This is a genomic window from Flavobacterium acetivorans (genome assembly GCF_020911885.1).
In the GTDB taxonomy this organism is placed as follows: domain Bacteria; phylum Bacteroidota; class Bacteroidia; order Flavobacteriales; family Flavobacteriaceae; genus Flavobacterium; species Flavobacterium acetivorans.
The window spans coordinates 1,251,455-1,273,886 of sequence record NZ_CP087132.1; the positions used below are offsets into that span (position 1 = coordinate 1,251,455).

20 protein-coding genes are annotated in these 22,432 nt (G+C 37.5%); 14 read left to right on the forward strand and 6 right to left on the reverse strand.

From position 1 onward, the window contains the following. The first annotated feature begins 35 nt into the window (after positions 1 to 35). The 7 genes from LNP19_RS05595 (at position 36) to phoU (ending at position 7,500) form a co-directional block, all read left to right on the forward strand. Entirely contained in the window at positions 36 to 1,112 is a 1,077-nt protein-coding gene (locus tag LNP19_RS05595; protein WP_230063808.1) for a sensor histidine kinase, read from the forward strand. A 318-nt stretch (positions 1,113 to 1,430) separates the two neighbouring features. Next, the gene (locus LNP19_RS05600) at positions 1,431 to 2,648 is read left to right on the forward strand and encodes a porin (protein WP_230063809.1); all 1,218 of its coding nucleotides are present in this window, start codon (positions 1,431 to 1,433) and stop codon (positions 2,646 to 2,648) included. Positions 2,649 to 2,781: 133 nt separating this feature from the next. Beyond that, on the forward strand, positions 2,782 to 3,645 hold the full coding sequence (locus LNP19_RS05605; RefSeq protein ID WP_230063810.1) for a PstS family phosphate ABC transporter substrate-binding protein: 864 nt from the start codon (positions 2,782 to 2,784) through the stop codon (positions 3,643 to 3,645). A gap of 181 nt (positions 3,646 to 3,826) precedes the next feature. Further along, entirely contained in the window at positions 3,827 to 5,035 is a 1,209-nt protein-coding gene (pstC, locus tag LNP19_RS05610; protein WP_230063811.1) for a phosphate ABC transporter permease subunit PstC, read from the forward strand. A gap of 1 nt (position 5,036) precedes the next feature. Continuing rightward, the gene (pstA, locus tag LNP19_RS05615) at positions 5,037 to 5,915 is read left to right on the forward strand and encodes a phosphate ABC transporter permease PstA (protein WP_230063812.1); all 879 of its coding nucleotides are present in this window, start codon (positions 5,037 to 5,039) and stop codon (positions 5,913 to 5,915) included. A gap of 1 nt (position 5,916) precedes the next feature. Then, positions 5,917 to 6,669, forward strand: a complete 753-nt coding sequence (pstB, locus tag LNP19_RS05620) for a phosphate ABC transporter ATP-binding protein PstB (RefSeq protein ID WP_072945832.1) — start codon at positions 5,917 to 5,919, stop codon at positions 6,667 to 6,669. A gap of 162 nt (positions 6,670 to 6,831) precedes the next feature. Beyond that, complete coding sequence (phoU, locus tag LNP19_RS05625; RefSeq protein ID WP_230063813.1) at positions 6,832 to 7,500, forward strand: phosphate signaling complex protein PhoU; 669 nt, start codon at positions 6,832 to 6,834, stop codon at positions 7,498 to 7,500. A 170-nt stretch (positions 7,501 to 7,670) separates the two neighbouring features. Here phoU and LNP19_RS05630 read toward each other — a convergent pair whose 3' ends face one another. Next, positions 7,671 to 8,738, reverse strand: a complete 1,068-nt coding sequence (locus tag LNP19_RS05630; protein WP_230063814.1) for a glycosyltransferase — start codon at positions 8,736 to 8,738, stop codon at positions 7,671 to 7,673. A 128-nt stretch (positions 8,739 to 8,866) separates the two neighbouring features. Here LNP19_RS05630 and LNP19_RS05635 point away from each other — a divergent pair, with 128 nt between their 5' ends. The 3 genes from LNP19_RS05635 to LNP19_RS05645 all read left to right on the forward strand — a co-directional run bounded on the left by LNP19_RS05635 (position 8,867) and on the right by LNP19_RS05645 (position 10,876). After that, positions 8,867 to 9,139 (forward strand): hypothetical protein, encoded by a 273-nt coding sequence (locus tag LNP19_RS05635; RefSeq protein ID WP_230063815.1) that lies wholly within the window; start codon positions 8,867 to 8,869, stop codon positions 9,137 to 9,139. Between the two features lie 141 nt (positions 9,140 to 9,280). Continuing rightward, positions 9,281 to 9,571 (forward strand): helix-turn-helix domain-containing protein, encoded by a 291-nt coding sequence (locus LNP19_RS05640; RefSeq protein ID WP_230063816.1) that lies wholly within the window; start codon positions 9,281 to 9,283, stop codon positions 9,569 to 9,571. A gap of 57 nt (positions 9,572 to 9,628) precedes the next feature. Beyond that, positions 9,629 to 10,876 carry a type II toxin-antitoxin system HipA family toxin gene (locus tag LNP19_RS05645; protein ID WP_230063817.1) on the forward strand — a complete coding sequence of 416 codons (1,248 nt, stop codon included), beginning with the start codon at positions 9,629 to 9,631 and terminating at the stop codon, positions 10,874 to 10,876. A gap of 501 nt (positions 10,877 to 11,377) precedes the next feature. On the opposite strand, the gene LNP19_RS05650 is transcribed toward LNP19_RS05645, so the two are convergent. The 3 genes from LNP19_RS05650 to LNP19_RS05660 all read right to left on the reverse strand — a co-directional run bounded on the left by LNP19_RS05650 (position 11,378) and on the right by LNP19_RS05660 (position 14,592). After that, on the reverse strand, positions 11,378 to 11,689 hold the full coding sequence (locus LNP19_RS05650; RefSeq protein WP_230063818.1) for a hypothetical protein: 312 nt from the start codon (positions 11,687 to 11,689) through the stop codon (positions 11,378 to 11,380). A gap of 261 nt (positions 11,690 to 11,950) precedes the next feature. Continuing rightward, positions 11,951 to 14,371, reverse strand: coding sequence for an aminotransferase class I/II-fold pyridoxal phosphate-dependent enzyme (locus tag LNP19_RS05655; RefSeq protein WP_230063819.1), 2,421 nt, complete (start codon positions 14,369 to 14,371; stop codon positions 11,951 to 11,953). After that, positions 14,332 to 14,592 (reverse strand): hypothetical protein, encoded by a 261-nt coding sequence (locus tag LNP19_RS05660; protein WP_230063820.1) that lies wholly within the window; start codon positions 14,590 to 14,592, stop codon positions 14,332 to 14,334. Before LNP19_RS05660 ends, LNP19_RS05655 begins: the two co-directional genes overlap by 40 nt. Positions 14,593 to 14,768: 176 nt before the next feature. Here LNP19_RS05660 and LNP19_RS05665 point away from each other — a divergent pair, with 176 nt between their 5' ends. From LNP19_RS05665 to LNP19_RS05680, 4 genes are all read left to right on the forward strand, one after another. Next, complete coding sequence (locus tag LNP19_RS05665; protein WP_230063821.1) at positions 14,769 to 15,146, forward strand: DUF7793 family protein; 378 nt, start codon at positions 14,769 to 14,771, stop codon at positions 15,144 to 15,146. Positions 15,147 to 15,242: 96 nt separating this feature from the next. Next, positions 15,243 to 16,169, forward strand: a complete 927-nt coding sequence (locus tag LNP19_RS05670) for a helix-turn-helix domain-containing protein (protein ID WP_230063822.1) — start codon at positions 15,243 to 15,245, stop codon at positions 16,167 to 16,169. A gap of 197 nt (positions 16,170 to 16,366) precedes the next feature. After that, on the forward strand, positions 16,367 to 17,878 hold the full coding sequence (locus LNP19_RS05675) for a DoxX family protein (protein WP_230063823.1): 1,512 nt from the start codon (positions 16,367 to 16,369) through the stop codon (positions 17,876 to 17,878). Positions 17,879 to 17,995: 117 nt separating this feature from the next. After that, positions 17,996 to 18,250: a DUF6520 family protein gene (locus LNP19_RS05680; protein ID WP_230063824.1), complete on the forward strand. Its 255-nt coding sequence runs from the start codon at positions 17,996 to 17,998 to the stop codon at positions 18,248 to 18,250. A 105-nt stretch (positions 18,251 to 18,355) separates the two neighbouring features. On the opposite strand, the gene LNP19_RS05685 is transcribed toward LNP19_RS05680, so the two are convergent. Then, a complete protein-coding gene (locus LNP19_RS05685; protein WP_230063825.1) occupies positions 18,356 to 20,899 on the reverse strand; it encodes an alpha/beta hydrolase family protein in 2,544 nt (847 codons plus the stop codon). Positions 20,900 to 21,002: 103 nt separating this feature from the next. Beyond that, positions 21,003 to 22,427: a RagB/SusD family nutrient uptake outer membrane protein gene (locus LNP19_RS05690; protein ID WP_230063826.1), complete on the reverse strand. Its 1,425-nt coding sequence runs from the start codon at positions 22,425 to 22,427 to the stop codon at positions 21,003 to 21,005. Positions 22,428 to 22,432: the final 5 nt, after the last annotated feature.

Here is a 22,432-nt window from a genome sequence, read left to right on the forward strand (position 1 = left end):
TTTGCTTTCGACGATATTAACAGCATGTATATTAGATGAAAATCAGTTTTAAAAAAACCTACAAGTTTGCTATAAAATCGGCATTGTATATCAGTGTCTTTGCCACAGGATTTGGATTGCTAATTGTGAATTCAATTTTTAAGCCCAGCTTTCAAAGTTTATTGCTTTTTGGGTTTGTCTTTATTTTTTGCCTTTATGCTTTTTCATTTATTGTTTTGCAATACCGCGTGGAGCGTTTTATCTATAGGAGAGTAAAAAAGATTTATGATGAGGTTTCCTTACTCGAATCCAGTAGTTTGATTAATCAACCCATTACTACAGATATGGAGACCCTGTCCAGAGAGGTGAAGAAATTTGCCACGGATAAAAAACTGGAAATCGAAATGCTGCAAATTCGGGAAGAATACCGAAGAGAATTTCTGGGTAATGTATCCCATGAGTTAAAAACCCCTTTGTTTACCGTTCAAGGTTATCTTTCTACATTGATTGATGGCGCGATGGAAGATAAGAATATTCGAAAAAAATACCTGAAACGTGCCGAGAAAGGCGTGGAGCGATTGATCTACATTGTGGAGGATTTAGATATGATTACCAAGTTAGAAGCGGGGGATTTGAATTTAGAGTATTCTGAGTTTGATGTGGTCGAATTGATCCAGAACGTTTTTGATTTATTGGAAATGAAAGCTGAAAAAAGACATATCAAACTGTGTTTCGAAAATGCTAATATTCAACCAAATTTTGTTCAAGGAGACAAAGACAGAATCCAGCAGGTGATCGAAAACTTGATCGTGAACTCCATTAAGTACGGAAAAGAGAATGGGGTTACCGAAGTGACGGTCGTTAATCTAACCAAGAAAAAGATATTGATCCGAATAAGTGATAACGGGGAGGGAATCGAAAAGCAGAATATTCCCCGACTTTTTGAACGTTTCTATCGGGTCAACAAAAGCGGGTCCCGTTCTGAAGGAGGTTCTGGTTTAGGGCTGGCCATTGTGAAACATATAATAGAAGCGCACAAAGAAAAAATTTATGTAGAAAGTGAGTTTGGTATAGGGTCTGATTTTTCATTTACCCTCGAAAAAGCCCCCCGAAAGAAGATTGCTAAAACTTAATTAATATAAAAAATAGATTCTTATATAGGAAGAATTTTCAAACCTGTAGTTGTTTATTCAGCTACAGGTTTTTTTGTGCTTTTACTTTTTATAAAGGAGTAAGTATCTAAGCTTTTGTGAAGAAATAAAAATGAAAAACAGAAGCTGAAGGAATGTTCTGATGCTTCTGCTGCTGTTTTTTATAAAATACTGTCAAACGGTTGTTTATGGGCGGGAGATTACCTAAATTTATTAGAAGCGTAACCTTTTCTTAATATAAGAAAAAAAAATTAACATTATTTTTGCTTTATAATAACACAACGTTAATTAAAAATCAAAATGAAAAAACTATCATTACTTGCCTTCTTTATGTTTTCTATGATTGCAGCGGCGCAGGACAGTAAAATTGAAGGGAAGACTTCAGAGAAAAAAGCGAGTTCCAAGAATTATTTTAACTCAGATAAAAAGTTGGGATTCACAGCCCAAGACAGTTTGTTCCAGGTGAATATTGGTGTTAGAGTTCAAAGTAGAGCCGGTTATCAGAAGACGGATGGACAAGCGGGTGCAGTAGAAGGGGAAATCAGAAGAATGCGACTAAAGTTTGATGGTTTTGTTTATAATCCAAAGTTTGGTTATAAAATTGAACTTGGTTTTTCGGCAGGAGATTTAGGAGTAATCAAGGCGGGAGAAAATCAAAATGTAATTTTAGACGGGGTTCTTTTTTATAAGCCAACAAAAAATTGGTCGATCGGTTTTGGTCAGACTAAATTGCCAGGGAACAATCAGCGTGTAATTTCTTCGGGAGCGCTGGAATTTACAGATAGAACTATAAATAACTCTAAGTTCAATATTGATCGTGACTTTGGATTGTTTATTGACTATGGAAAAGAAAATCCAAATCATTTTACCTATGCTGTAAAAGGAGCCTTGACTAAAGGAGAAGGTAGAAACTGGACAAAAACTAAAGATGATGGAATATCCTTAACGGGAAAACTGGAATTGTTTCCTTTGGGTTCATTTACCAAAAATGGCTCTCACTTTGAAGCAGATTTGGCAAGAGAAAAAACGCCAAAATTATTGATTTCCGGGGCTTTTAATCAAAATAATAATGCCCGTAGATCACAAGGTCAACTGGGTAATGATTTATTTGAAGCAAGAACATTACAATCTTTCTTTTTTGATACAATGCTAAAGTACAACGGATGGGCGGCTTCGGCTAATTATATGTCAAGAAGAGCGGATAATCCAATTACCAGAAATCCTTTGGACAACACGAAAACCCAGGCTGTTTTTGTGGGGGAAGGGGTAGACACCCAATTGAGTTATTTGTTTCCGTCTAAATATCAAATTGCCGGAAGATATTCTACGCAAAATGTAGGGAAAGAAATTCATGCTTTTACTCCGGATGCAGAAGAGTTTGCCGTTAGTTTCTCTAAATATTTTTTAGAGCATAAAGTAAAATTACAAACAGAATGTTCGTACGAGAACTTAAATCATTTTTCGGGGAACACAACAGGAAGTTGGTATGTTCGTTTTCAATTTGAAATTGGAATATAACAATTTGGGGATGAGCTCGTTTTCTTGATTTAGAAAGCCTTAAATATCACAATTGGGTAATGCTGGCTTAACACTGACTTAACACTTAAGAAATACTTTTGTCAAAAATAAAAACAACAAAAAAACAACAAAAATGAATAGAACTAAATTATTTTTAATCTTACCATTAATTGGTATGTTAAGCTGCGGTAAAGCAAAAACAGAAGACAAAGGAACTGAATCTAAAACAGCCGCTATTTCTGTTACAATCAAAGGAAGTGACACCGTTTTGCCATTGGCACAAAAAGAGGCAGAAGAATTAATGAAAAAGAATGCCGATGTTAGTGTTACTGTTGTAGGTGGTGGAAGTGGAGTAGGATTGACAGCCTTAATTGATGCTACCACTGATATTGCAATGACTTCAAGAGATATTAAAACAGAAGAGAAATTGAAGTTTTCAGAAATGAAAAAAGAAATCGAAGAAGTAATCATTGCTTATGATGCATTGACGGTTATCGTTAACCCGGCAAATAAAGTTTCAAAATTAACTCGTGAGCAATTAGAGAAAATCTTTACGGGAGAAATTAAAAACTGGAAAGAAGTAGGCGGAGCCGATGAGAAAATAGTAGCTTATTCAAGAGAATCTTCTTCGGGGACTTATGAGTTCTTTAAGGATGAGGTAATGGATAAGAAAAATTATGCTACAGATGTTTTGAGTTTGCCGGCAACAGGGGCTATTGTACAAGCAGTAGGTCAGACGAAAGGCGCAATTGGATATATCGGATTGGCTTATGAGACCAAAGAAGTAAAACAATTGGCAGTATCTTACGATCAGGGAAAAACATTTGTAGAGCCATCTATTGCTTCTGCTAAAGACAAGTCTTACCCTATTTCAAGACCATTGTTTTATATGTATGATAAGACTAATGCAGCAAAAGTGAAAGTAATTATTGATTACGCTCTTTCTGCAGAAGGACAGAAAAATGTTTCTGAAATAGGTTATATTCCATTAAATTAATAAAGGTTAATTTTTATAACTAGAAAAGGCTGTCGTATTGCGATAGCTTTTTTTATTGAAATAAGTTGTAAATTTATAAGCAACAAGTTTTTCTTAACATTAAGCTAACACAAGGATAACAACATCAAAACATGGTTAACAAATACCTAACGTAGTTTTGCTAAAAATAAAAAAGACTGATTTGAAAACAAATTTGAAACAGATTAAGGAGAAGATAATTGAATCTATTTTGATGCTAAGTAGCGCTGCTACTAGTATTACGGTATTGCTTATTGTCTTTTTTTTATTTATTGAAGGCGCTGGGGTTTTTACTAAAAAACCCATAGAAGATGGTTTCTTGCTCGCTGTTGCGGCGGATAATCCGGTAAAGAAATTAAAACCTTCCCAGATTAAAGATATTTTTGATCAAAAAATTAAAAACTGGAAAGAAGTTGGTGGAAAAGACGAAGCGATCGTTTTGTTTCGAACAAGTGATATTACCGACTATTACACGGACGAAGAACTTGGTGAGAATTTTGAGTATTTTCCGGCAAAGATTAATGAGCTTATCGCTAAAACTCCCGGAATAGTTGCTTTTTTCTCGGATAAATACAAAGCCAAAGATTTTAAAGGAAAGGAACTTGACATTGATAAAATCAAGGTTTTTGAGTTTTTATCGGGCGAAGAATGGTTCCCAACAGCACAGCCCATTGCTCAAATGGGAGTAAAGCCGTTGATTTATGGAACGCTTTGGGTGAGTCTTGGAGCAATCCTCTTGGCTTTGCCTATAGGTTTAGCAGCTGCGATTTATTTGAGTGAAATTGCCAAGAAAAAAACTCGCAGTTTGTTAAAACCGCTTATCGAATTGCTGGCGGGAATCCCATCAGTGGTCTACGGTTTCTTTGGCTTGGTGGTTATAGTGCCTTTAATTCAAAGTCTTTTCAATTTACCAGTTGGAGAAACGGCTTTGGCGGGAAGTGTCGTTTTGGCTATTATGGCCTTGCCTACAATTATTACTATTTCTGAAGATGCGATGCGCAATACACCACGTGCCATGAAAGAAGCCAGTTTGGCTTTGGGTGCGAGCCAATGGCAGACTATTTATAAAGTGGTGATTCCTTATTCTGCTTCTGGGATAACGGCAGGAGCTATTTTAGGAATTGGTAGGGCTATTGGGGAGACTATGGCGGTTTTAATGGTTACCGGAAATGCGGCTGTGATACCAAATTCTTTTTTAGCTCCTGTAAGGACGATTCCGGCTACTATTGCTGCAGAATTAGGAGAAGCGCCAAACGGTGGTTTGCATTATGAGGCCTTATTTGCATTAGGATGTATTTTGTTTCTAATCACTTTTGGAATAAATATGTTAGTAGAGATGGTTACGAATAAACAATCCCATAAAAAACACTAAAATGAGTAAGGAAATTCGTTTAGCAAAAAAGAAAAGAAGAAATCAAAAAATTGCTTTTGGTATATTTAGCCTTATTAGTTATACAGTTGTGGCTATTTTATTTGTAATATTAGCTTTTATTGTAATCAAAGGAATAGGAGTTATCAGTTGGGAATTTATTAGCGCAATGCCAAGTAATGGAATGACCGAAGGAGGAATTTTCCCTGCCATAATAGGAACGCTTTGTCTGGTTTTAGTGAGTATGGTGTTTGCCTTTCCGGTAGGTGTTTTGGCTGCAATTTACATGAATGAGTATGTCAAAGAAGGATGGCCTAAGAAAATAATCAAGCAAATGACTAACAACCTTGCCGGTGTACCTTCGATTGTCTTTGGATTGTTCGGGATGTCTTTGTTTGTTAATAAGATGGGATTTGGCGATTCGATCTTAGCCGGAGGTTTGACGCTTGGTTTATTAGTTTTGCCTATTGTGATTAGAACCACAGAGGAATCGCTAAAAGCGGTGGATGATACTTTCCGTCAGGCCAGTTTTGGATTAGGAGCCAGTAAATGGGAAACCACCAGTAAAATTGTGTTTCCAATTGCCTTTCCAAATATTATTACCGGATTGATATTATCCATTGGAAGGGTTTCGGGAGAAACGGCACCAATTTTGTTTACCGTTGCTGCTTATTTTTTACCTAAATTGCCTACATCAATATTCGATCAAGCCATGGCCTTGCCTTATCATTTGTATGTGATAGCGACAAGTGGAACTAATATAGAAGCTTCGAGAGCGATGGCTTATGGTACAGCGCTTATTTTAATTATTATTGTATTAATTTCTAATTTATTGGCGAACGCCCTTCGCAAGTATTACGGAAAAAAAGTAAAAATGAATTAACATGCATAAAATAGAATCCAAAAACGTAAATTTTTACTACGGCGAAAATCAAGCATTACACGATATTTCGTTATCAATGAAAACCAATACGGTGACCGCATTAATAGGCCCTTCGGGTTGTGGAAAGTCTACTTATCTTCGTTTATTGAATAGAATGAATGATCTGATTGACAATACCCAGATGTCGGGAAGTATTCTTATTGATGGGAACGATATTTATGCCAAAAACACGAATGTAGACGATTTGCGTAAGAATGTCGGGATGGTTTTTCAAAAACCCAATCCTTTTCCTAAAACAATCTATGAGAATGTGGCTTATGGTCTAAGAGTAAACGGAATTACCGATAAAAAGCTAATTGAAGAACGAGTGATTACTTCAATAGAACAAGTAGCACTTTGGGATGAGGTCAAAGACAAACTTAAAAAATCGGCTTTTGAACTTTCCGGAGGACAACAACAAAGGTTGTGTATTGCGCGCGCCTTGGCCATTAAACCATCAGTATTGTTGATGGACGAACCTACTTCTGCTTTAGATCCCATTTCGACTTCAAAAATCGAAGAATTAATCTATGAGCTCAAGAATAAATACACCATCGTTATTGTAACGCACAACATGCAACAGGCAGGACGTATCAGTGATACGACCGCTTTTTTCTACATGGGAGAGTTGATTGAGCACGATACAACAAAGACGATTTTTACAAAACCGGCGATAAAACAAACCGAAGATTATATAACAGGAAGGTTTGGATAGTTTTAGTTATTGGGACTAAAATTAGGAGGTACTATTTGTCAAATGTGACTTATGAATAAGTTCGTTTTAATTAAAGTAGTAGTTTTGTTTTAAGTTTCAAAATCTAAAATCTAAAATCTAAAATCTAAAATCTAAAATCTAAAATCTAAAATCTAAAATCAAATGGCATCATATTTAGAAACAGAACTAGGTAAACTTAGAAATATCATATTAAAAATTGCTAAGCTGGCTGAAGGCCAAGTGGCCGAGTCGGTAAAAGCATTGCTTTCCGAGCCCGTTGCTGTGGGGAAAGAAGTGAAGAAAACAGAAAATAAGATTGATAAATTAGATGTAAAAATCGATGATATTTGTCAAAGTGTTTTTGCTTTGCAACAACCGGTGGCTTCTGACTTGCGCTTTATCATGTCAGCAATGCAAATTAGTAATGAAATAGAAAGAATCGGGGATTTAGCAGTCAGTGTTATAAAGGCTTCTAAAAACATCAAAGAGAAACACGAATTGATCTCAAAATTCAATATTGCCGAAATTGCCAGAGAAGTGGAGACCATTACAATAAAAACAAATGAGTGTTTTCAAGATAGGGATGAAACCACTATCGAAGAAATTTTTGTTTTGAATGATAGTATAAAATCCAAGAGCGCAACCGCTATAGAAGAAATCATTGGTGAAATGAAGAACCATTCTAAAACTGTGGGCTCGGGAACCAATCTTATTATTGCACTGAAACACATGGAAAGAATTGCAGATCACAATTCGAATATTGCAGAATCGGTCTATTTTATGATCAATGCCAAGACAATTAAACACGAAAGATTGTTTGATAAGAAGTAATTTTGGGGTTGAATTTTAACTGTAAATGTAAGGGATAGACCTGTCAGGTTTTCGAAGCCTGACAGGTCTTGAAGTTCATACTTCAGCTTCTTAATCTTCCTCTGCGAGCATCTTGCTCCTACAACAACCTATGTCGGCCATAACTCAAAACAGATAACCGATAACCCATATTATTGTTCAAATATTTCGAAAAGTTGCTTCCAATCTACGGGACTGTTGAATTTTTTTAATCCCGAATAAGCACTCACTTCCGATAATTTTTCAATACTGAAATCACCCTGACTTGACCAAGGGGCAATGCCATCTTTTTCTAGTTTTTTAGCTAAGTATTCTTGCTCGTATTGGCCTGGAGTTGGAATAAAAAAAGCCTTTTTTTCTAGTTTGGCCAAATCCATAATGGTGGTATAACCGGAACGGCTTAATACCAAGTCACTTTCATTAAACGCTTGTTCCAACTGTTTTGTGTTCATGAAATTGTAAAAAGTGATGTTTTCCTTTTCTTCTTTTTTCTGTTCTTTTTCTATGATACCTTTTATGAAAATCACCTTTCCGGTATAGTTTTGAACTTCCGTTTTTAATTTCTCTTCCAGATAAGTTCGTTGCGGTTCCGGCCCTGAGAGAATAACCATGAGATCGTATTTTTTTTCGACTTCTTTTTTCTGAATCCGACTTAAAGGTCCAATGTAGTTCAGTTTCAAATCAGTCGTTTGAAGGTGGCCCAGTTCCCCGCTTAGATTTGGTGTTCCCGCTACATCCGGAATCCAACAAATGCGGTGTTTTTTTATGATGTTCTGGTGGATTTTACTGCTAAGCCAGCTGGTATTTCCTGTCATCACGTTGAGTTGGTGGGTGATAAATACCGATGGCGTTTTCTGGTCAAAAACGCCCAAGCGGTTGTCAGATAGGATGCCATCAATTTCGTATTTCGCAATCCATTCTTTGGTGGTTCTTTTTTCTTTCCAAATGGCACGAATCATTTTTGGGAGACTTTTTATTAGTTTCCACTTGAAATTTTTGCCGTTTTTGGCATACTCGATCTGATAAGAAGGCAGTTCGAGTGTTTTTATATAGGGAAATTCTTTTCGTAAAAGTGCGAGGGCAACACCATCCGACGCAATTATGGGGATGTAATTATTGTCTTGTAAGGCTTTGATAATGGGGATGCATCGGGTAGCATGTCCTAAACCCCAATTCAACGGGGCAACCAAAATAGTTTTGTAGCTGGGGTCTTTTTCCATTTGTATACTCTAAGTTTTAATCAAAACGAAAGATACATAAAGTGTTGGTTTTTTTGTGTTGGTAAAGCGTTACCAAATTCTTAAGTTGTTGTTTGGAATAGTTTTATTTCTAGGCTTTTCCGCTAAGTTTGGAAAATTTACATCCAAAAATTGTCAATTATATTTTAGAAAACGGTGAAATAAAACGGGAAATAAAATACGAATTACTTCGCCTAAAAACATTAGACAATCAAGAACTCAATGAAGCAGAAAAATTATTTTTTAATAACGAAAGACGATTATTGGTCGATAAACGTAAAGAAATTATAAAAAAGCAAATTGGCAGAACAAATATCAATGGAAAGATATTAAATCAAATAAGTCATAAAATTCAGATTATTATAGAGAATTACTCAATTTAACCAATCAATTCGTTGACATAACAATATTAGATTACTTCATTCCAATAGTTTTAACATACGAAAAATCACAACAACAATCGATAAATGTTTGTTATTATGAACAAATAAGCTAACTTTGTTCATAATAATGAACATTACATCATGAGTAGTAGAAAGCAATCCATATTCCCAAAGCACCTGAAAATCTTGGAACATATGGGTGAAAATATAAAATTGGCTAGAAAAAGAAGGAAGCTCACAGCTACACAAGTAGCAGAAAGAGCAGATATTGTTCGTACTACTCTATACCAAATAGAGAAAGGAAATCCGAGTGTAGCTATTGGTGCTTATTTCAATGTGCTCCGCGTTTTAGGATTACAAGACGACTTCCTAAAACTAGCTGCAGACGATGAACTAGGAAGAAAACTCCAAGATCTCGAACTTCTTAAATAAAGTCATTGCGAGGTACGAAGCAATCTCGTCCAAAAATCTAACCTTCTTAAAATCTATATGTCCACAAAAACCAACATATATGTTTACGCCCACTGGAAGGGCATACAAGAACCAAAAATTATTGGTATTCTATCAGCACAACAAGCCAAAGGCAAAAAAGCATTTAGCTTTGAATACGATAAAAACTGGCTCAAAACAGAACAGAAGTTTCTTTTAGACCCAGACATCCAACTCTATGGTGGCTCACAATACCCAAACCAAAAGGAAAACTTCGGAATTTTTCTAGACAGCATGCCCGACACCTGGGGACGCACATTAATGAAACGCAGAGAAGCACAATTAGCAAGAGAAAATAATGAAAAACCGAAGACGCTTTACGATATTGATTTTCTTTTAGGTGTGTATGACGAAAGTCGTATGGGAGCCTTACGTTTTAAAACAGACCCAGATGGAGATTTCTTAGACAATAATAAAACCTCTTCTACTCCACCTTGGTCCTCTATTAGAGAATTACAAAACGCAGCTTCAATTTTCGAGAATGACAACGAAAACGATGAAGTCAATAAATGGTTAACAGTATTGATGGCTCCGGGTTCTTCTTTGGGTGGAGCAAGACCAAAAGCCAATATCCTAGACAATGATAAAAGTCTTTGGATTGCTAAATTCCCATCCAAAACAGATGCTATCGATAAAGCAGCTTGGGAATTCCTAGCCTGTCAATTAGCGATTAATGCAGGAATTGACATGGCACCATGCCGTATACAAAAAATCATGGGCAACCACCATACTTTCTTCACCAAACGCTTTGATAGAGAAAACGGAGAAAGAATTCACTTTGCTTCTGCAATGACCATGACAGCGAACAATGAGGATACTATCCGGGACAATCCGGCCAGTTATTTAGACATTGCCGAGTTCATTAGTAATCATGGTGCTAATGTAGAAGCCAATCTACACCAACTATGGCGAAGAATTATCTTCAATATTGCTATTTCCAATACTGATGACCATCTACGCAACCACGGATTTATATTAACAACAGAAGGTTGGATTTTATCTCCTGCTTATGACCTTAATCCTTCCATTGATAAAGACGGCTTAGCCTTGAACATTGATATGGACAATAATGCACTCGATTTGGATTTGGCAAAAAGCGTTGGCAAATATTTCCGTTTAAACAAACAACAAATGGAAGTTATTATGCAAGAAGTTATTCAAGTAACAAGCAACTGGAAATCTATAGCTAAAGAAATAGGAATTTCAAGAAATGAGCAGGAATTAATGATAAAAGCATTCCATTTTTAGTAATCTAGCTGGAAAAACCAGTCAAATTGACCACCCAATTCCAATTCAAAATGACCACCTCCATTTTTCATTAAAAACTACTTTTTTTTATCTGTTAATTACAGTATTAATGATGATTTATTTGTTGAGCTGCGTCGTAAAGGAAATTGTTGGAATAATGCTGTAGCGGTAAGCTTCTTCAAATCTTTGACCCGAGCACAGTCAACAGACGAAGCAATACATTGAAACTGGGTATAACAGAAAAAAAAGACATTGATTTGGCTTTTCTACGCTCGGGTCTACTTTGAATTATGCAACTATTGAAGAATTTAACAATCAAATTAATTACAAAAATGTAGCTTAACTTATACTGCAGGTTTTATGTGCATATCCAGTCTTCCGATTGTAAATTCGGTAGCACACTCAAAAAAGTACCACTGGCAGTCCCTATGAGCGGACTGTTACTCGTTTGCATCAGGATCATAATTAGGCTCGCCAGTCAGCTGACTTACAGCCGATAATTCATACCTCCACACCCTCATCTTCCGCAAAGTTAAATAACAATACTATACTGCCTTTGAATGGATTGAAAGTCGGTTCATATTTGATATAGCCTTTATCATTAAGCTCCCGCATGCATTTATGGTAGGTAGTCTTAGAGCTTATTTTACTAATGATCATGATCTCATCTCGGGTAATGCTAATCGGATTTTGAAAGCGATTGATATTCCAATATTGAAATAAAGTAAAGTACAAACTGATGTGGGTGGGATGAATAGCTTGGTCTTCAATCAGGCGATCAAATAAGCGGGTGAGGTGTTTTATAGGTTTCATGTTTTTTAGATTTGAGATGCAGAAGGGTCTTAATAATCCATAATTTTGGTATATAATTCCGAATAGTAATGATATAGAATCCCGATTATATTCGGGATTCTATATTAAATACAGAATTATTATAAAAAACATCTTTATCACAAATTGCAAGTATTGGTACTAATTAATTTGTGAAAATTAGTGCAATTTGTAGTTTAAATTTAACCGGATGCACTCTCAATCAGTCAAACTAAATCTTTTTCTTCGTCAGTCTATAGAGGTTTAGCTTAAAGCTTCGTTTTGTAGCATTCCCATCAATTCCATCGAAAAATTATCTCTTGTTTGAATGTAGGCTACTTTTGGAATTATTGTCGCTCCCAGTTTTCTCTTTTCGAAAGTTGCAGAAAAGCCAAAATCAATTTTGCTCCGATTTATTTCCCGAGCCCGCTTGATGGTTTGAAATAGAAGTTGGCGGTAGAGGTGGAATTCTTTAGCAGAATCATAATCCATTCCGATTAGTGCCGGAGCATAAGTTTGCTCTGTGTTTTTATAACAAAACATGATTCCGACCAATGGGTTTGAAACTCCTTTTTTTAAATATAATAGAATGAATTCCCATTGGGAATGTTCATCCATTTTTTGGAATACTTCTATGGGGTAGGTGAATGTATTTATGGCATGGTTGTTATTTTTAACATTTTGATACAGTTTATACGCTTGTTCTAATTCTTCATTAGTTAATTGATTTTTTATTACAATATCAAAAGCCTGTTCAAAAGGCAGTATCTCTTTCAAGAAATGTTTTCTAGAACGGGGAGAAAGTGAAGCAGAAAATTCTTCGATGGTATTCCAGCTTATATTTTGCACGATGCAGCTTTCGGGCATGTTTATTTTTAGGAAGCCTTGATTGTGAAAAATGTCATTTATTTGTTTGTCTTCATCAAAATCTCTTAATACTAACATGTCGGCATTTAATTGATGGTATAAAGCTTCAGCTTGCTCTAGTAAGAGTTGTAAAGCCTCATCTGCCAAGGGATGGGTTTTGTTGATGTAGCAATGGTTCCCTTCGGTGAACAGTGAGCCCATTCCCAGTACTTTTGAAGTCAGGTATAATGGATTTAGTTTTCTTTTTTCTTCCAATTGCAGTGAAATGGATTCCGGTGCGAGCATATCGTCTTTCCATAAACCAATGGTAAAAAAAGTAGCCAATAGCGGCATTCCGTTTTGGTCTTTGATTATGTAATAATGGAAATCCCATTGATTTTCCAGACATGCTTGATTTGTAAAGGTGTTTTCAAGGAAACAGAGCCCATCCCAGTCGAAAACGCTTTGGCTGCCCAAGAGTTCGTTCCAGAGCGGTTTGTTTATTTTTTGTATCGTTGTTTCGTATTGGAGTATTAAGGCTGTTCCGCTTTCTATTGTCTTAGCTGGCGGGTTGGTTTCTGCTATTCCAAAGGCTCGCTTTATCTTAGATTGGCTGTTGGCCGTTTCCAGCAGGACTTTGGGGAAATGGTATTCCATTGCTTCTACCAATGCTTTTATTTCCTCTTTTTGATTGTGACGGGAGAGGGTGATGCGGATACCGGTATTTTTTATCGGTACGGCGGGATAGATGGCGGCATTGAGATAAAAGCCTTCGTTAAAGAGGCATTGGACCAATTTATAAGTCGTTAGCGGCATAGCGGTTCCCAGGAAAAACACCGGAGAGTTGTTTGGGGCTATCATTGGCAGGGCTGTTTTTGCCAATAGGGATTTGAAGTATTCGATTTTATCGGCCAGATCGGATTGCAAGGCTGTGATTTCGGGAGAAAGGTGAATTTGTGCCGATGCAATTGCGGCAGCTACGGAAGCGGGTTCGAGTTGGGCTGAGAAAGTGAGGGGGCCGCCAAAGTTTTTAATTTTTTCGCGCAGGCGGTTATCGGTACACAGTACTGTTGCTCCGCTGGCACCAAAGGTCTTGCTCAAGGTACCGAAGAGTAAGACATTGTCCGGTAATTCCTTTAAAATGTCCAAGACATATCCAGTTCCGTTTTTTCCTTTCCAGCTCATGCCGTGCACATCATCAAAATAAAGATGCAGCTGGGGGTATTTGTCAGCGAGTTGCATCAGTTCCTTTATGGGTGCATAATCGCCAAACATGGAATATACGCCGTCTGCCATATACCATATTTTATTGCATCGGGTTGTGAGGTATTTGATTTTGTCTTCCAGCATATCCAGATTGGAGTGGCGGATCATTTCGACCGGAATGCCTCTTGTCTTGAGAATTTGGCAGGCATTCTGAACGCCCCAATGCACCTGATGATCGAGAATTACCCCATCTTCATCCCTTATCACTGTTGGGATAACGGCCATGTGACCGAGGGTACTGTTTTTGGTTATAATAGGAGGGATTGCATACATTTCTTCGATTTTGGCTTCCAATTGGCTGTATAGCGGATGGGATATGTATGATTTTGAAAGTGGAAATTGGGTGCCATATTGTTGAATGGCTGCGATTGCCGCTTGTTTTAAACGGCTGTCCTGTTCGAGTCCGAGGTAGCCTGTTGTACCAAAATGGAACATTTTTTGGCCGTTTATTTGCAGGGTACGTCCGTTTAGGTTTTTGTCTTCGGCATAGAGATGGAGTACGCCTTCTTTTTTTGCTGCTGAGAATACTTCCTCTACGGTATCAATGAAATTGTTGTGTTTAATTTTTGCCATGTCATTTTAAGTTTTAGGTTAGAGAGTAGGTTTTTTTGAGGCATGCGCAGTTTTTTATTTAGTAAAATTCTGAATAAAAACATGATTGTGGTAGATGGACTTGCAAATAATCCCTTTTTGACTACTAATACTCCCGATTTGACACTTTTCGGTTGTCGGTTGTCTGTTGTCGGTTGTGGGTTGTGAATCGTGAGTTGTCGGTTTTCAGTTGATTCCGTCACTTCGAGTGATTTTATAAAATAGCGATAGCCTTTTTATAAAATTGTATCGAGAAGTCGGTTGTGAATCGTGAATCGTGAGTTGTCAGTTATGAGTTTTAGGTTGTCTATCCCGAGGTGGTTTTGTTTTATACTATTTTTTTGGTTAAATTGGGGGTTTTATTTTAAAATTCGTGAAAATGACAGCTGATTATCATCAAAATGAGTTTAGCCAATTTTGGATTCGGAATGGGATTCTGTTTTTTGAATATAAGCCCGATGTTAGTATTGATTTGGCTGCCGCCCGGCTGATTGTGGCCGATCGGATTCGGTTTCAAAACAATAGCTATTATCCTGTTTTATGTGATACCAGGGGTATTGCTTTTATTGATAAAGGGGGACGGGATTATCTGGCTCAAAGCGGTTCTGTTATGACGAAGGCAGTGGCTTTACTATACAGCGGTCCTGTTTCTTTGACGCTTTCCACTTTTTATCTTGAAGTCAACAAGCATCGGGTGCCTAGCGCGATTTTTACCGATAGTGGGGGTGCCTTGGGGTTTCTGGGGGGGTATGTGTGAGTTGTGAGATCTCAGTTATGGGTTATGAGTTTTCGGTTTTGGGTTGTAAGGGGATTCTAATTAGAGCGAATGGCTTACTATCATAAACTTTACACTATGGATCAGAAGATTAATCAAAGGCGTATTCGTAAAATTTCTAAAATGCTTCTTCAGATGGCGAAAGGTAATTTTAGTTATAGGATAAGGCGTACGGGAAAAGATGATGAATTGGAAGCATTGGCTGTTCTTGCTAACATGCTTGCTGAGGAATTGAGGGAGAGTGTTTTTCATGCCGGTTTTATCAATCCTCATCGTACTTATAAAAATCTTCTGGAGAGCAGTTTTATACTGGATGCCGATTTTGTCATCAAAGGTTATAATGCAAATGCTCTGGAGGTATTGGGTTTTTCCTGTGGGATGCTTGATAACAATCCGTTCAGCAGTATTCTTGCGGAGTCTTCTTTGGCATCCTGGAATCGCGTTGCGGCGGAGATTCCACATCAGGACCATTATAGGAGCAGATTGGAATTGGTTTTTATTAATCAGGATGAGTCGCTTGTTTCTTTTTATTGCTCCATTTCGCGAATATTAGGCTGTTCTTCTATTTTAATCAGTATGGTTGGTTGCGTCATTGAAGAGACTATAGATACCGATGGTGTAGCTGTGGCTGAAGCGCCTCAGTTGCTTGGCGGTTTGTATCGGCATTCGGATATTGCCCTGATGCAGGATGTTTATGATTATATTTTAGAGAATTTGGATTCGACCTTACCTTCAATCAAAGAGCTTTCGCGCATTTTTGGCACTAATGAACATAAGCTGAAGTGTGATTTCAAGCTTTTGTTTAAAACGACAATTTATCAATTTTATACTAATGAGAGGCTGAAAAAGGCGCATTTATTGATTCAGCAAACGGGAATGCCTTTTAAGCTGATTGCCAGCAGCTGTGGTTTTAATAACTATTCTAACTTTTTGAAAGGGTTTAAGAAATGTTTTGGCTGTAGTCCTATGGATGTTAAGAGGAGGGGAGGCGGTTTGCGGTTGTGAGTTATTGATTGTCAGTTGTCTGTTATCGGTTTGGAGAGCGTGTCGGGAGGAAGTGTTAAGTTGTTTGTTGTTAATTGGTTGTGTTTTTTGGGTTATTTAAAGAATCCCTTTTTGACTAGTGATACTCCTGATTTGAGTACTGCTCTTTGTTGGTTTTTTCGGAATTTTATATCGGATTAATTTAAAGTACGACCGATATGAAATTAGCTGCCACCACCAAAAGAATTATTGTCGAAATTATCTGCCTGCTCTATATATTATTATTTGTTTATGCGGCAGTGAGTAAGCTGCTGGATTTTGAGAACTTTCAGGTACAGCTGGGGCAATCGCCTTTGTTGAGTGCTTTTGCGGGATGGGTATCCTGGGGAGTTGTAATTGTAGAACTTGTAATTGCGTTATTACTGGTTTTTCCACGATTTCGTCTTGTGGGGCTTTTTGCCGCATTCAGTTTAATGGTAATGTTTACTACTTATATTTTCATCATATTGAATTATAGTTCATTTGTTCCCTGTTCTTGTGGAGGCATTTTGGAGAAGATGGGTTGGACGGAGCATCTGATATTTAATATTGTGTTTGTAATACTGGCGGCAGCGGGTATCCTGATACTGCGCGGTGGCGTTTCTAAGGAACGCCGAATTTCAAAACCCGCTGCCCTTGCCAGTATTTTTTCACTATCGCTATTTTGTAGTATTGGCATTGTTGCTTTGTTGTTTATGTGGTCAGAAGATATTATCCACCATCGCAATAATTTTATCAGACGTTTTCCCCATTATCCGACAACTCAAATACGTCAGATGGATCTTAAATACAACTCCTATTATTTTGCTGGTACGAATCCTGGAACAATTTATCTCGGAAATTATACAACCCCATTTCAACTTACTGTAGTGGACACTCTTTTAAAAACAATTAAGGAAAATAATATTCAGCTAGACCAAGTTAATTTCAATTTTCATAGTGCCGAAATGCGTGTACTAGACTCTACTTTCTACTTATTTGATGGGACAGTTCCATGCATTTACAAAGGAAAAATAGCAGATTGGGAAGCCAAACTTCAAGCATCAATTGAAACTAGATACACGCTGGCAGAGCCTGTTGATACAAACACTGTTGTTTTTCGTGCATTTGCACCTAAAACAGGAGAAAATACTTTAGGTCTATTTAAACTTGCCAAAGTGAATACCATATATTTCAATCCAAAGCTTTTGGAAAAACAAATTGACGGGGTATTTGATACCGATGGGATGCTTAAATTTGACAAACTAAAGCATAAAGTAGTATACGGCTATAAGTATCGGAATCAGTATATAACAATGGATCAAAAGCTTTCAATGGTTGCTCGTGGTAAAACTATTGATACTTTCAGCAAAGCAAAAATACAAGTAAAATATCTACCTCAATCTAAGGAACGGAAAATGGTTGCTCCTCCTTTTGTAGTCAACAAAGCAATAGCGGTTCACAGTAATTTGTTGTATGTAGCCTCAGCATTGCCAGGAAAATATGAGCCAATCGCACTTTGGGAAACAGCAACTATTATTGATGTGTATAATCTTCAAAACAACAGTTATCTTTTTAGTTTTCCTATATACAATATAAAGAAAGAAAAAATGAAAAGTTTTGTCGTAGAGGACAAGCAACTGTTCGCTATCGTAGGTACACATTTGGTCATTTATAAATTAAACAGCCTCTTTAAGTATAATCAAAATTAAGTACTATGAATTTAAAAAATAACCGGGCCCGGCTATCAGGGATACGATCGAAAACCTGTTAACAGAGTAGATCATTAATTTTTAATTCTATTAATTATGAGAACAGAAATTTTAAAAATGATACTGCCAGTGGCAGTCATTGCAGTTGCCATATCAGGCGCGTTCAGTTCAAATGCGATGAATAAAAAATCAAAAGCATTTGCGCTTAGGCAAGGATACACGCATACCAGTCCTTCGTCAGTATGTGACATTTCAGAAATGTGTTCTGATGTAATTGGAGACTTCTGTACTGTAGGTGTGGAAGAGGTACGACTGTGGGGTAAAACTAATCCCGAAGCTACAACTTGTAACGTTCCTCTTTACAAGCAATAGCTAAAAGCTTGTATTTTTAGGTTTTAGATTTAGTAGTTGGCAATGCGGTTTCTATTTTCGAGAAACCGTATTGTTTTTTTTAAGAAAACATTATTGGTTTATATATCAATTAGGGGGTGATTTCAAATTTTCTGAAACCTCTTTCTTTAAATAATGGTCAAACCATTTTTCAATGTGTTGCGTTAAGTGCTGTTGATTCTTGCGCTGCTCTAATGCATGTCCTTCATTGGGATAGAGTAACATTGTAGATGGCTTTTGCATTCTCCTCAAAGCCATAAAAAAATGGACAGTTTGTAAGTAATGCACCTGTGGGTCGGAATCTCCTGACCAAGATAAAAGAGGCGTATTCACATTTGCAGCATCAAGTATGGGGGAATTGTTCAGATAGCCTTGTTTGTTTTCAAATAAGGATGTTCCCATTCGGAACTGCTGAAATTCAAAACGCCAGTAATTTGCTTTGCCCGTTACGCCGTTAATCTGCAAATAAAAACTCGTTAGATCCGCTACGCCAGCTCCTGCCACAGCAGCTGCAAATCTATTGTTGTGTGAAATGATGAAGTTCGTTTCATAGCCCCCAAAAGAATGACCAATAAGGCCAATGTGTTCAGGCGATATGGATGCCGTCAAAAGCGACTGATCCACGGCTGCTAATACACAATCCATTGCCGATTTCCCTGGTTGACCCTGGTGGTAAACGATATCCGGATACAGTACGAAGTAGCCCTGAGCGACTAAATTACGAACATTAAATCCCGCAGAATTATGTAGCGAAGGATTGACATACTGGTGTAACTCTTGCGACTGTTTCTGATAAATATGAACCACCATTGGATATTTTTTGTGTGGATCATAATCAGCGGGATAAAACAGTACACCCAGCAAAGGGGTACCGGTGCTATTGATATAGGAGATACTTTGCGCCTTAGACCACAAATATTTTTGCTGTTGGCTGTTGCTTTTACAAATGAGCTTGGGTACCGCCTTAGCATCTGATTTAAAAACTAATGCAGGGGAGTGCTCAAAGGTTTCTTCCCGGTAGACATAGGTATTTCCTTTTTTGGAAGTAATCAAATTATCCATTTTCTTTTTTTCAAATACGAGGGACTGTAAACCTTTAGTACGTTGCCACAAAGAGTAGCCACTGGCCGTATAATCGGTACTATGGACTTTCAAAATGAGGTTTTTGTCCAAATTGAAGCAGGCACTGGTCATACCGCTGTAATTGGGAGCAATGCGTTGCACTTGCTCTCTTAGCGCTATTCTATAAACAAGATTGTCTTCCTTTCCACTAGTCAAACGTTGGGCGGTACTGCCGTTGGGAGTAATTTCCCAAAGATCAAACTGGTCATATACCAATAGTGATTTGTCATTAGTGCTCCAGCTTGCAAGGCCAAAAGGCTGAGCATCTTCCTGCACAACATAGGGGTGATGTGAAAATGCAGTTCTGTTTTGGGTAACATTCGTATGCGTGGCTTGGGCAATATTGTATACCCACCAGTTGCTATCTTTGAAATAACTAAAATACCCACCACTGGGGGAAGCAAGGATAGGATTATCTAAACTGGGATGCTTTTTCAGGAAAAGTTGCTTGTGGCCTGTATCGAGATCAAGTAGCCAAGAAGTAACATCTTTATTGTCTTTGAATTGGGGGTGGTGCGTTTCAGAATCAAATAAAAGGGCCACACTTTGGTTCCCATTGAGCATCATCCTAGACAATGCTGCATCGGTAATTTGTAAATAGCGATTGCTTTTTGGCCACCATACCGAGTAAAAAATGGTGTTTTTCATTTGTTTTCGCTCAGGATACAACAGAGGGTCGGTAGTATTCCAAACCATTGCAGTATCCGTTACGGTAAGAACAGCTTCATTTTTAGAGACTTTCATAAACACTCTATTCCCATCATCCGATAAAGTCAACGGTGCTATATCATTGGACAATTGCATTGCTTTAGGAAAGTCAGCACGACTGGAATCAAAAACGGCTAACTTCTTTTGGTCAATAGTATAATGATAAAGTGTAATGTTTGGTATTGGATCAGTCATAGAAATGCCGTAAAAACTTAGTGCTTTGGCTTTTTTACTCCAGGTTATTTTTTCAAAGTTTTCATCTTGGCTCTCCACCATTTTTAAGTGCCTGAAATGCTCCTGCATAAAGACTAATTCTGCAACAATCCCTTTCTTACTTTTAGTAACAATACCCATGATAGTTTTATCAGGATTTAATGAGAAAGAAAGAACAGAATCAATACTTTTGAGTATTTGCCCATTGGTTTTACAAATAACTATTTTTCGCTCTTTTTGATAATCTATGGTAAGAATAAGAAAGCGATCATCATTGGCAAAAAGGTAGTCCTTGACATGGCTAAATATTTTTACCTTATCCTTTTTTAAATCGAGTACATTCAAAGTATCAGGGGCAGCAAAATAAGTAAAAAAATCATCTTTGCTAAATTTTCCATTTTTGCCCTTGGCTAAGGCATATGTTTTTAAAGTGTGGGTATCCCTGACAAATAAAGTGTCCTGATGTGATTCATAACTTAGGTTATAGCTTACCCATTGGCCATTATCTGAAAGTTCTTGTGGTCCAAGCTTCGCCCAGAGCGCATAATCAGCAGCAGTCAATTGTTTTTTCTCTTTTATCTGACCCATGGATAGATTGGAAACCAAAAACATTAGTAACCCTATCGTTCGAGCGTAATGTAGGTAAACGACTATCCATGCACAGCCTTTTTTATTTTTCATAGTCTGTTTATTAATAGCCTGTGTTTTGAGGGGCAAGATTTGGATTCACGAGTATTTCTGTTTCCGGAATAGGAAGCAATGCATCGGTGGAGTTCCAGCCTACTTTAGTACCTAAAACTTCATCAAGTTTTCCATATCGTTTTAAGTCAAAAAAGCGATGTCCATGTTCTGTAAATAACTCCACACGTCGCTCTTTCAAAATAGCATCTAAAATTTGCTGCTGGGAAACAGCAAGTGTTGGATCTAGCCCCGCTCGATTTCGAATCACATTCAAATCCTCTTTTGCTCCAATCAAATCACCAGTCCTTGCACGCGCTTCTGCACGGATGAGATATTGCTCTTCAAGTCGCAGAATAACAGCATATTCAGCAGAGAAGGTGGTGGAATTATTATCTTTGTATTTATAGGCATGATACCAAGTTGAGGTACCGTTAGTTACAGCATTTGTCCATTTTGCTCTGCGCATGTCCATCGGTTCAAACGCAGCCATAAGAACATCACTTAAAGCAGTAAAAGGGGGAGGGCCTGAAGTAAATATAAATAGGTTGCCCTCTTCTGTACTACTGCCATAATATCCGGGCGAAAATTGCCATATCGTACTACTGCTGCCATTCAAAAAAACAGAATTGAGATCATTTTCTAGGCGATAAACTGCGGTATTGTTTAGTATAGCAGATGAAGCATTAGCCGCTTGCGACCATAATCCATCATATAAATACGTTCGTGCCAGTAATGCCTGAGCTACATATTTATTTGGACGAGTCCTTTCTCCACTACTATCTTCTGAGGAAAGTAAAGACGAGGCAAGAGATAGGTCAGTAATGATCAATTCATATATTTTTTCAATTGGCATCCTAGTGACTACTCTGTTTTGCTTGTAATCTGTGGTAGTGATATATGGAATAGCACCATAGATATTAACAAGATAAAAATGCACCAATGCTCTTACAAATAGAGCCTCACCCCTAAGCTGTTGGGCTGTTGCATCAGGCAATGTAGTAGAGGCTGTAACCCCTTCTATTACAGCATTAGTATTATAAATGACATGGTAGCTGTTGTTCCATAATCCGGCAACGGTACTATTCGAAGCTAATAAACTATTTGTGTAGAAACCAAAGGTCGAAATTTCAGTATCCCCATAAAAATTAAGCTCGTCAGCATAGTGTCCGAGCTGATTCGATAGTCCAAGTGGTGAACCTGTTAATAGGGTAGCATTGCGCAATTGAGCATAAATGGCTACCATTGCAGCGTTAGCAGTGCTAGGGCTATTGAATACTCCGCTAGAGGCAAGTTGTGAAGAGGGTTGTTCGATTTCTACAAAGTTTTCGCAGGCGAAAAGTGAGAATAATAAACTAGCACTAAAACCGAATGCGAGAAAGCGATTTTTTTTCTGCAGCCAAATAAGACCGCTATTTTTATTAAATATATTTTTCATTTCTG